We start from the raw sequence: 10,660 nt of genomic DNA, 5'->3' as shown, positions 1-10,660 counted from the left end.
CCTCGCATGACCCCCTACAAAAACCTCTGGGACTTCTACCGCGATACGGCGCGGCTGGTCGAGGAGGGCGCAACGTTGCGCACGCTGTACGACGCCATGCTGGGCGTGCAGTCGGAAGACATGCGCGCGGTGCAGGCCTCGCCCAAGCGCTTGCGCGAGATGGCGCAGGGCTGGTCCCAGCGCCCGAATTTTTTGCCGATCCGCCTGAACGAGCTATTCAACGGGCTGCAGGTCGACCCTACGGATGACTACGTGTTGGCGATGGTCGGCGGGCTGGGCGGACGGCACGAACAGGAAGTGCGCCTCTTCATGCTGCGCCACGATCATGCGCTGCGCGATGGGGCGTTCTGGCGCATCTTCGAGGTGGAGGGCGGCGGCGAGATCTCGCTCGCCAACATCGACAAGTTCTCGCGTGAGGAATTGAACTGGCACAACACGGTCGTGCTGCTGGCCAACGAAGGCACGCTGGATCGTCGGCGCGTGCTGCGCAGCTGCCTGGAGGCGCTCAACCGGGATTTCTCCGCCTATCGCGCCGGCTGGTTCTCGCGTCTGTACGTCGCGCTGGCCCCCGCGCCCGACGAGGCAGCGGCGGACCAGCCGCTGCTGCGCCAGAGTCTGGGCTCGCCGATCACGGCCACGGTCGCGCTGGCCGTGAAGCAGTTCGAAGCGCTGCACAAGCAGGGTCTGCTCGACGCCGGGCCCTTCGTGGACGCCTGCGGCGGCGCTTTCTCGGGTTCGAAGGCCGCTGCGGTGTCTGTGGTGCGCATCCTGGAGGCGCTGGGCGCGCAGGCGCGTGCCGAACCCGAATCCGTGGCGCAGGCGCTGGCCCTGGGCCTCGCGCATCCGCATGCCGACGTGCAGCGGGCGGCGGTGAAGGCGCTGGCGAAGCTGGGGCGGACAGACCTGGCGCAGCAGCAGCGCGACGCGCTGGCGCCGGCGGTGGCCGTGCTGCTGCCGGATGGGGCCGCGGAAGGCGCCCATGCGCATCTCCCGTCAGACATGCCGACCGGCTTGCCCTCGCCCGGGCCGCTGCGCCCGTGGACCGACACTGACGCCCTTGAACGCTATGCTGCGCTGCTGGAAGCGCCCGCCGACGTGCTGGAATTCGAGCTGGCGCTGGCGTGGCTGGCAACGTCCGGACAAGTGGCGGCCACCGTCGCGCCCTTGGCCAAGCGCGCCCGCCAACTGGTGGAGCGCGACGCGCAGCACTACGCGGCGGCGCTGCTGCTGGCGGCGCAGGATCTCAAGGCCCCGTTCCTGCCGCAAAAATATTGGCAGAAAACCACGAGCCAAGTCGTCAACGGCGAGTGGGTGTATGAGAAAGTGGGCGAACCCCAGCCGCTGCCGAGCGCCGAACAATCCTCCCTGCTGCCCAGCTTCATTACCCGCCTGCGCGAGGTAGCCGGGATCGTTCAAGGCAGGGCGCCGCGCCGGCCGCTGCTGGCCACGCCCACCGACACGCAGGGCTGGATCGACGCCGATGTCCTGCTGGCCCGATTCGCGGCAGGCAGGGACAGCTGCGCGCCGCTGCCGGTGGATCTCGTGCAGGCCTTGTTGCGCGTACATCCCGAGGACCGCGCAAGGGTGGTCGAGGCGACCGGCGGCGCGGGGCCGCAGATCACCGATTCGGTGCGGATCGAGTGGCGCAGTCGCGGATCGAGCGCCTTAAAGGCCGATGGCTCGCCGCAGTGGGTGTGGTGGAGTCCGGTGGTCCATGCCGAGCCGGCCGAGGCGCCGACGGCCACGCAGCCAGCGCTGATTCCGTCAGGCCCGCCGCAGCACCAAGAAGGCGTCGACGCCCACGCGCTGGTCTGCGCCGAACTCGGTCTGGCCAATCCGGCATCGACCCTGCCGCTGGCCGCGGCCAGCGTTGAGATCATGAACGCGGCGGCGGGCGATGAGGCCGAGCATCGGGCGCCTGCCGTCTTGCGCGTCCTGGCCGTGCATCCGGGCGTCTGGCAGCCGGAAACGGTCCAGTTGCTGGCCCTGGGAATGTCGGCCAAGCAGGCCGAGGTGCGCGCGCAAGCGGTGGAAGTCTTTGCGGCCGCGATCCCGCACCGCGTGGACGCAACGGTCGCGGCGCAAGCCTACGCCGCCTGCGCGCCGGCGATCGTCCTCACGCGCTGGGCAGCGGCCTTCACCGATGCGGCGACGCTGGCGCCTGCTGCCGTCATCGCTGTGCTGGGCGGCCTGTTGCCCCACCTGGATCACAAAGCGCGCGGTATCGGATCGTTGCTCACGGTGCTGCTGGATGAGTCGCTGCGCCATGCGCATCCGGTTGCTGACGCGGAACTGCGCGGCTGGCTGGCGGGGTTTACTGGCGCGTCAGCCGCCGCCAAGGCCGCCAAGGCGCTGTTGGCGCTGAAGACGCCATAGCGCGTCCGTCAGTGCCCGCCGGGCGGAAAGAACGCCAAGGTGTAAACCCGCCTTCAATCCGCTTCGGCAGCAACGCGCTCAAAACTCTTCCAAGAAGCGCATGCGGAACCGCCGTCCCTTGATGTTGCTGTTGGAAATGCGCGAGAACGCCTGCTTGGCGATCTGCCGGTCCAGGGCCACGTACGAGTTGAACTCGGTGATGTTGATCTTGCCGACCTGCTCGAACGTCAGGCCGCCGTCGCCGGTCAGCGCGCCCAGCAGGTCGCCGGGACGCAGCTTGTCCTTCTTGCCGCCCTGGATGCTCAGCGTGACCATGGGGGCGCGGAGCGGGCGGTCGGCCTTGGGGCGCAACGACTTCAAGTCGGCCCACTTCAGCGGCGCGCCCTGGTATTGCTCGATCAGATTGGCCCAGCGCATTTCCTCTGGCGAACACAGGCTGAGCGCCAGTCCCTTCTGATCGCCACGGCCGCTGCGGCCGATGCGGTGCACGTGGACCTCGGTGTCCTTGGTCACGTCCACATTGATGACGGCTCCCAGATTCTGGATGTCGAGCCCGCGCGCGGCCACGTCGGTGGCGACCAGCACGGCGCAGCTCTGGTTGGCGAACTGAATCAGGATTTCGTCGCGTTCGCGCTGTTCCAGGTCGCCGTTCAGCGCCTGCGCGCTGATGCCTTCGGCCTGCAGGCGTTCCACCAGGTCATGGCTGCGGATCTTGGTGTTGCAGAAAGCCAGCGTGGACACCGGCCGGAAATGCGCCAGCAGCTTTGCCACCGCGTCCAGGCGTTCGCCTTCATTGATCTCGTAGAAAATCTGCTCGATGCGGCTGGCGTCGTGCTGCGCCTCGACCTTGACCTCGGCCGGGTTGCGCAGGAACCGCGCGCTGAGCTTGCGGATGTTGTCGGGGTAGGTGGCCGAGAACAGCAGCGTCTGGCGCTTGGCGGGGCAGTGCGAGGCGATGGCGACGATGTCGTCGTAAAAGCCCATGTCCACCATGCGGTCGGCTTCGTCCAGCACCAGCGTGTTCAGTCCCGACAGGTCCAGGCTGCCGCGTTCCAGGTGGTCCTGGATGCGGCCGGGCGTGCCCACCACCAGATGCGTGCCGCGGGCCAGCGATTCGGCCTGCGGCCGGGCTGCGGCGCCGCCGCACAGCGTCAGGATCTTGACGTTGGGAATCAGGCGCGCCAGCCGGCGCAGCTCTTGGGCGACCTGGTCGGCCAGTTCGCGGGTGGGGCAAACCACCAGTCCTTGCGGGACCAGGCGGTTCACGTCCAGGTTCTGCAGCACGCCCAGGCCGAACGCGGCGGTCTTGCCGCTGCCGGTCTTGGCCTGCGCGATCACGTCGCGCCGTTCAAGAATCAACGGCAGGGCCTGCGCCTGGATCGGCGTCATCTGTTCGAAACCCAGGGTTTTCAGGTTTTCAAGCAGGGGCGGCAGGAGGGGGAGGGAGGAGAAGGCGGTGTCGGTCACGGCGGGGCGGATCCCGCAAGGGATCGGAAAAAGGCTGAGTTGCGCGTTAGTGTAAAGCCTGAGTCGGTATGATCTGGCGACGGGCATGGCCGGCTGCGGGGCGGGCCTGACTCGATCACAACAAGCAACCGACGTCAGGGTGGATCATGTTCGACAAATTGAAGGCGCTACGGGAAGGCGCAGCCGTCAAGGCAAAGGCGCTGACCAGCCGCACGGCAGGCGCGCTCGAAAGCTCAAAAGCCCAGTTGGGCGATGCCGCGGCGAATGCGCGGGCCAAGGGCCTTGAGCTGGCGGGCGCCACGGCGGAAAGGGGGCGTGAACTGGCAGGCGCCACCGCAGAAAAGGGCCGGGAACTGGCCGGCGCCACGGCAGAAAAAGGCAGCGCGCTTGTTGAGCAGCATTGGCAGACCATCGAGCGCGTGACGGTCGACGGCCTGCTCAGCGTGTCGGCCGAAAAGCTCAAGGACGATGCGATGGTCAAGGACGTGCTGGAACGCGCTTACGAGGCGTTGCCCACCGTCATCAGGCTGGTCCTGCCCCGGGAACGCTATCTGGAAATCGTCATCCAGAAGAAGCAGCCGCTGCTCGCGAAGATTGAAGGGGCACGTAACCGCCGTCAGGAGCGCGCGCAATCGGGCGCCGCAAACAAGGACCGCGACGGCTGATTAACGGCGTTACGCGGACGCCTCATACGTCCCCGCCAGCGCCCGCGCCGCCTCTTGCATCCGCGGCAGCCAGGCCCGGGCGCCATCGATCGACAACCTGGCCACAGGCGCGTGCAGCGCCACGGCCGCAATCGCCCGCGACCCGTGCAGAATGGGCACCGCCATGCAGACGATGCCCAGCAGGAACTCTTCCCGGTCGAAGCTGGCGCCTTCCTTCTTGATGACCCGCAGCTCTTCTTCCAGCGATGCCACATCGCACAGCGTGTTAGGCGTGTAGCGCGGCAGTTGTGCGGCGGCCAGCATGCGCTGGCGGGTTTCACGGCGCATATAGGCCAGGAACAGCTTGCCGCTGGCCGAACAGTGCAGCGGCACGCGTGATCCGGATTGAAGGTTGACGCGCAGCGGCCAGGCGGTTTCCACGCGGTCCAGGTAGATGACCTCGTCGCCGTCGAGCATGGTGCAGTTGCAGGTCTCGCCGATTTCGTCGACCAGGCTGTCCAGGATCCGATGGCGCTCGCCGCGCAAAGGCGAATTGAGCAGCGTGTCGCGGGCCAGCGCGCCCAGGCGTGGGCCGCTGACATAGCTTTTGCCGGCCGGTTCGCGCAGCAGCATGCCGGCATCGACCAAACGCGACAGGATCCGAAGCACGGAAGGTTTGGGCAGGCCGGTGGCGTCGGTCAGTTCGGCCAGCGAGACGGGCTGGGCCGAACGTGCCACCTGTTCCAGCAATGTCAGCGCGCGCAGGGCGGCGGAGGATTCGTCTTTCATCTTTCAATAATTGAGATTTCAGCGATCGGCTGCCCATCCTCGCACAGAAATTGCAGAAAATGGAATGCCCGGGGGTGGGAAGCCGGGGGTTTCTGGCGCAGTATCGGATCACACCGGCCAATCAGCAATCGGACAAGCGCCGGCACGCCAGGAGAGAGACCATGAGCAGCAAGCAACACATGACCCCCAGCGAAGCGTTTGTCGAGACGCTGGTCGCGCAGGGCGTCAAGGATGTTTTCGGCATCGTCGGTTCGGCCTTCATGGATGCGCTGGACCTGTTTCCCGCGGCCGGCATCCGCTTCGTGCCGACGGTGCACGAACAGGGCGCGGCGCACATGGCCGACGGCTATTCGCGCGTGACCGGCCGGCACGGCGTGTGCATTGCACAAAACGGCCCCGGCATCACCAACTTCGTGACCGGCGTGGCGGCCGCCTACTGGGCGCACAGCCCGGTCGTGGCGATCACGCCCGAGACCGGCACGGCGGGCATGGGGCTGGGCGGCTTCCAGGAAACCGAACAGCTTCCGATCTTTTCGCGTATCACCAAATACCAGGCGCATGTGAACCGTCCGGACCGCATGGCGGAATTCACCGCCAAGGCGTTCGACAATGCGATGGCTGAACGCGGCCCCGCGCAGCTGAACATTCCGCGCGACTATTTCTATGGCGAGATCGACGTGGCCATCCCGGAGCCGCGCCGCATCCGTCGCGGTCCCGGGTCGGAAGAGGACCTGGAGGCGGCGGCGCGCATGCTGGCCGAGGCCAAGTTCCCGGTCATCGTGGCGGGCGGCGGCGTGCTGTTCTCGGACGGCCAGGCCGAATGCGTGGCGCTGGCCGAGCTGCTGGGCGCGCCTGTCGTCACCAGTTATCTGCATAACGACGCCTTCCCGGCCAGTCATCCGCTGTGGTGCGGCCCGCTGGGCTATCAAGGCGCGAAGGCCGGCATGAAGCTGCTGTCGCAGGCGGACGTGGTGCTGGCGCTGGGCACGCGGCTGGGGCCCTTCGGCACCTTGCCGCAGCATGGCCTGGAATACTGGCCGCAGAACGCGCGCATCATCCAGGTCGACGCCGACCACCGCATGCTGGGCCTGGTACGCCCGGTGTCGGTGGGCATCTGCGGCGACGCCAAGCCGGCCGCCGCCGCTTTGACGGCCCGGTTGCAGGCACGCGATGTCGCCTGCACCCGCACGAAAGAAGGACGCGCCAGCGAGATCGCCGCCCAGAAGGCCGAGTGGGAACAGGAGCTGGACAGCTGGTCGCACGAGCGCGACGACTGGAGCCTGGACATCATCGAGCAGGGCGGCGGCCGCATGCACCCGCGTCGCATGCTGCGCGAGCTGGAACGCGCGATGCCCAAGCATGTGATGGTGTCCACCGACATCGGCAACATCTGCTCGGTGTCCAACAGCTACCTGCGTTTTGACGAGCCCAATTCCATGCTCGCGGCCATGAGCTTCGGCAATTGCGGCTATGCGCTGCCCGCGCTGATCGGCGCCAAACTTGGCCGGCCCGACCGCCCGGCGGTGGCCTACGTGGGCGACGGCGCCTGGTGCATGAGCTTCCAGGAACTGCTGACCTGCGTGCGCGAGCAGATCCCGGTGACCGCGGTGGTGTTTCACAACGGCCAGTGGGGCGCCGAGAAAAAGAACCAGGTGGACTTCTACGGCCGCCGCTTCGTCGGCAGCAACCTGCTCAATCCGAATTTCTCGGAGCTGGCGCGGGCCATGGGCGCCGAAGGCATCCGCGTGGAACATGCGGACCAGGTCGGCGCGGCGTTGCAGGCCGCGTGCCAGGCGCAGCTGGAAGGCAAGACGACCGTGCTGGAAATGATGGTCAGCCAGGAACTGGGCGATCCGTTCCGCCGCGATGCGCTCAAGCAGCCGGTGCGCTTCCTGGACAAGTACCGCAAGTACGTCAACCAGCCGTTCCAGGCGGGCGAGGTGCCGCTGCCGATCGAGCCGGTCGGACGCTGACCGGCGCGCGCGGCGCGGATCGGGGCGAGTTCTGTCGTCCTGATCCGCGCCGGTCATTCACCCGGCCGCCGCACGCGCGGCCGCGGCAGGAGCGAAGACATGGCTTTCGACCGTTTGTTCGAGCCGCTGCGCGTTGCCGCGCTGGCGGCCGGGCGGCTGCGCACCGCGGTGGCGTATCCGCTCTGTCCCGTCAGCGTGCGTGCCGCCGTGCAGGCCAGCGAGGCCGGCTACATCGAGCCGGTGCTGGTTGGGCCGGCCGGCCGCATCGCCGCGCTGATGGCGCAGGAAGGCCTGCGTGCGGGCTCGATGGAAATCATCGACACGCCGGACGACGAACTGCTGGCCGCCCGCGCCGCCGCGGCATTGGCGCGCGATGGCGCGGTCAGCATGCTGATGAAGGGCAGCCTGCACACCGACCATTTCATGTCCGCGGTGGTGACGCGCGAATCGGGACTGCGCACCAACCGGCGCATCAGCCACGCTTTCGTGATGGCGGTGGCGGCCTATCCGAAGCTGCTGATCCTGACGGATGCGGCCGTCAACATCGCACCGTCCCTGCAGGAAAAGGCGGACATCGCGCAGAACGCGATCGACCTGGCGCGCGCGCTGGGCGTGGAGCGGCCGAAGGTGGCCGTGCTGTGCGCCACCGAATCGGTGAATCCGGCGATGCCGGCCACGCTGGATGCCGCGGCGCTGTCCAAGATGGCGGACCGGTCGCAGATCCGCGGCGGCGATATCGACGGACCGCTTGCGTTCGACAACGCGATCTCGCGCGAAGCAGCCGACCAGAAGGGGATCGTGTCGCGCGTGGCGGGCGACGCGGACATCCTGCTCGTGCCGGACATCGAGGCCGGCAACATGCTCTACAAGGAACTCACGTGGCTGGCGGGCGCCGGCGCGGCGGGCCTGGTGCTGGGCACGCGAGTACCGGTGCTGCTGACGAGCCGGTCCGACTCCATGCAGGCACGCGTCAACAGTTGCGCCGTCGCAGCGCTGTACGCGCACGCGCTGGGCAGTTGACCGCGGGCAAGCCTGGCACCACCAAGTCTGGCGGTTTGGTACTAAGCGCGCATCCGGGGGATGACTACGCTAGACCGCAAGCCATCCATGAATGGTTCACGCGACAACATCAAAGGGGTAGCACATGCGCAGCGCAAGACTAGGCCTGGCCACGATTCTGTCAGTGTTTGCAATGGCGGGGGGCGCCGCCGCGGCGGATGCGCCCAAGGCCGGCGGCACGCTTGTCATCGGCTCCACGCAGGTGCCCCGGCATCTGAACGGCGCAGTGCAATCGGGCACCGCCACCGCGCTGCCCAGTGCGCAGCTCTTTGCCAGTCCGCTGCGCTACGACGCCGACTGGAATCCGCAGCCTTATCTGGCCGAGTCGTGGGAACTGGCGCCGGACGGCAAGTCGCTGACGCTGCACCTGCGCGGCGACGCGATCTTTCATGACGGCAAGCCCGTGACGTCCGAGGACGTGGCGTTTTCGATCATGGCGGTCAAGCAGAACCATCCGTTCCAGACGATGTTCGCGCCTGTCGACAGTGTGGAGACGCCCGACGCGCGCACCGCCGTGCTGCGCATGAGCAAGCCGCATCCGGCCATTCTGCTGGCGCTGTCGCCGGCGCTGATGCCCGTGCTGCCCAAGCACATCTACGGCGACGGCCAGGACTTGAAGACGCACCCGCGCAACTCCGCGAACGTGGTGGGTTCCGGGCCGTTCATCTTCAAGGAATTCAAGCCGGGCCAGGAGATCGTGCTGGAACGCTTCGACAAGTTCTTCATCAAGGGCAAGCCGCTGCTGGACCGCGTGGTGGTCAAGATCAATCCCGATGCGACCAATCTGCTGATCGGGCTGGAGCGCGGCGACATCGGCGCGCTGCCGTTCATGACCGAGCCGACGATTCTGCGCCGCGCCAAGGACAATCCGTCCATCGTCATGACCAACAAAGGCTATGAAGGCATCGGCGCACTGAGCTGGCTGGCGTTCAATACGGCGCGCAAGCCGCTGGACGACGTGCGGGTGCGCCAGGCTATCGCGTACGCGACGGACAAGGGCTTCATCACCAAGGCGCTGAACGCAGGCTTTGCCGCGCCGGCGCACGGCCCCATCGTGGGCACCAGCCCCTTCGCCAGCGACGACGTGAAGAAGTACCCGCTGGACCTGAAGCAGGCGGAAAAGCTGCTGGACGAGGCCGGCTTCAAGAAAGACGGCAAGGGCGAGCGCATGACGCTCACGGTGGACTACATGCCGGGCAGCGACGTGCAGGGCAAGAACGTCGCGGAATACCTGCGCAGCCAGTTGAAGAAGGTGGGCATCAACGTGCAGGTGCGCGCGTCGCCGGATTTTCCGACCTGGGCCAAGCGCATCGCCGGCAAGGACTTCGACATGACCACAGACATCGTCTTCAACTGGGGCGATCCGGTCATCGGCGTGCATCGCACGTACATGTCGTCCAACATCCGCGACATCATCTGGACCAACACGCAGTCCTACAAGAACCCGAAGGTCGATGCGCTGCTGGAACAGGCGGGCACCGAGACAGACGCGGACAAGCGCCGCGCGCTGTACGGGGAATTCCAGCGCCTGGTGACCGAGGACGTTCCGATCGACTTCCTGACCGTCATTCCGTACCACACGCTGTCGTCCAAGAAGGTGCAGGGTCTGCCGTCCGGCATATGGGGCCTGCTGTCGCCGCTGGATGAAACCTCCGTGCAGTAGCGGGAGCCGACATGCTGCGATATCTCTCGCGCCGCCTGGTCTACGCCGCGATCCTGCTGCTGGCCGTGGTGACGCTGAACTTTCTGCTGATTCATATTTCGCCGGGCGACCCCGTGGAAACCATCGCGGGGTCGATGGGCGGGATCAGCGAAGAACTGCGCGCCCAGCTGCGGGTGCAGTATGGGCTGGACAAGCCGTTCCTCACGCAGCTGGGCATCTACCTGGGGCAGGTCGTGCGCGGCGACCTGGGCTACTCCTACTTCTTCAACGTGCCGGTCGCCCAGCTGATCTGGGACCGCGTGCCCGCCACGCTGCTGCTGGTGGTGACGTCGGTGACGGTGGCGTTCCTGATCGGCACGCTGCTGGGCACGCTGGCCGCCAGGAAGCCCAACGGGCTGCTGTCGCAAGGCATCACGCTGCTGTCGGTCGTGGGCTATTCGGCGCCGGTGTTCTGGACCGGCATCATCCTCATCATCCTGTTCGCCTCGGTGTGGCCGATCTTCCCGGTGTCGGACATGCGGTCGGCGGGCGGTCCGCAGGATGGCTGGGCGGGCGCGCTGGACGTGCTGCACCACCTGGTGCTACCGGCATTCACGCTGGCGTTCGTGTACCTGGCGCAGTACAGCCGGCTGGCGCGGGCCAGCGTCATGGACGCGTTGCAGGCCGATTACATCCGCACCGCGCGCGCC

8 protein-coding genes are annotated in these 10,660 nt (G+C 67.2%); 6 read left to right on the top strand and 2 right to left on the bottom strand.

The genetic code is table 11. The features are described 5' to 3' along the window. Positions 1-6 precede the first annotated feature (6 nt). Positions 7-2,376 carry a DUF6493 family protein gene (locus tag B2W22_RS26745; protein WP_286940231.1) on the top strand — a complete coding sequence of 790 codons (2,370 nt, stop codon included), beginning with the start codon at positions 7-9 and terminating at the stop codon, positions 2,374-2,376. 78 nt (positions 2,377-2,454) lie between these two features. On the opposite strand, the gene dbpA is transcribed toward B2W22_RS26745, so the two are convergent. Then, the gene (dbpA, locus tag B2W22_RS26740) at positions 2,455-3,843 is read right to left on the bottom strand and encodes an ATP-dependent RNA helicase DbpA (RefSeq protein WP_175186141.1); all 1,389 of its coding nucleotides are present in this window, start codon (positions 3,841-3,843) and stop codon (positions 2,455-2,457) included. A gap of 146 nt (positions 3,844-3,989) precedes the next feature. Between dbpA and B2W22_RS26735 the strand changes: the two genes are divergently transcribed. After that, positions 3,990-4,508, top strand: a complete 519-nt coding sequence (locus tag B2W22_RS26735; protein WP_175139203.1) for a hypothetical protein — start codon at positions 3,990-3,992, stop codon at positions 4,506-4,508. A gap of 9 nt (positions 4,509-4,517) precedes the next feature. On the opposite strand, the gene B2W22_RS26730 is transcribed toward B2W22_RS26735, so the two are convergent. Next, positions 4,518-5,276: an IclR family transcriptional regulator gene (locus B2W22_RS26730; protein ID WP_056570413.1), complete on the bottom strand. Its 759-nt coding sequence runs from the start codon at positions 5,274-5,276 to the stop codon at positions 4,518-4,520. 161 nt (positions 5,277-5,437) lie between these two features. Here B2W22_RS26730 and xsc point away from each other — a divergent pair, with 161 nt between their 5' ends. From xsc to B2W22_RS26710, 4 genes are all read left to right on the top strand, one after another. After that, complete coding sequence (gene xsc, locus B2W22_RS26725) at positions 5,438-7,249, top strand: sulfoacetaldehyde acetyltransferase (protein ID WP_105238593.1); 1,812 nt, start codon at positions 5,438-5,440, stop codon at positions 7,247-7,249. Between the two features lie 99 nt (positions 7,250-7,348). Further along, positions 7,349-8,269 carry a bifunctional enoyl-CoA hydratase/phosphate acetyltransferase gene (locus tag B2W22_RS26720; RefSeq protein WP_286940226.1) on the top strand — a complete coding sequence of 307 codons (921 nt, stop codon included), beginning with the start codon at positions 7,349-7,351 and terminating at the stop codon, positions 8,267-8,269. Positions 8,270-8,393: 124 nt separating this feature from the next. Then, complete coding sequence (locus B2W22_RS26715; protein ID WP_175139207.1) at positions 8,394-9,971, top strand: ABC transporter substrate-binding protein; 1,578 nt, start codon at positions 8,394-8,396, stop codon at positions 9,969-9,971. Between the two features lie 11 nt (positions 9,972-9,982). Continuing rightward, on the top strand, positions 9,983-10,660 hold a 678-nt coding region (locus B2W22_RS26710), incomplete at its 3' end, for an ABC transporter permease (RefSeq protein WP_286940224.1).

Source organism: Achromobacter sp. UBA4530 (genome assembly GCF_002388205.1).
GTDB classification, from domain to species: Bacteria; Pseudomonadota; Gammaproteobacteria; order Burkholderiales; family Burkholderiaceae_B; genus Achromobacter; species Achromobacter animicus.
This window is presented reverse-complemented; position numbering and strand designations above follow the sequence as displayed.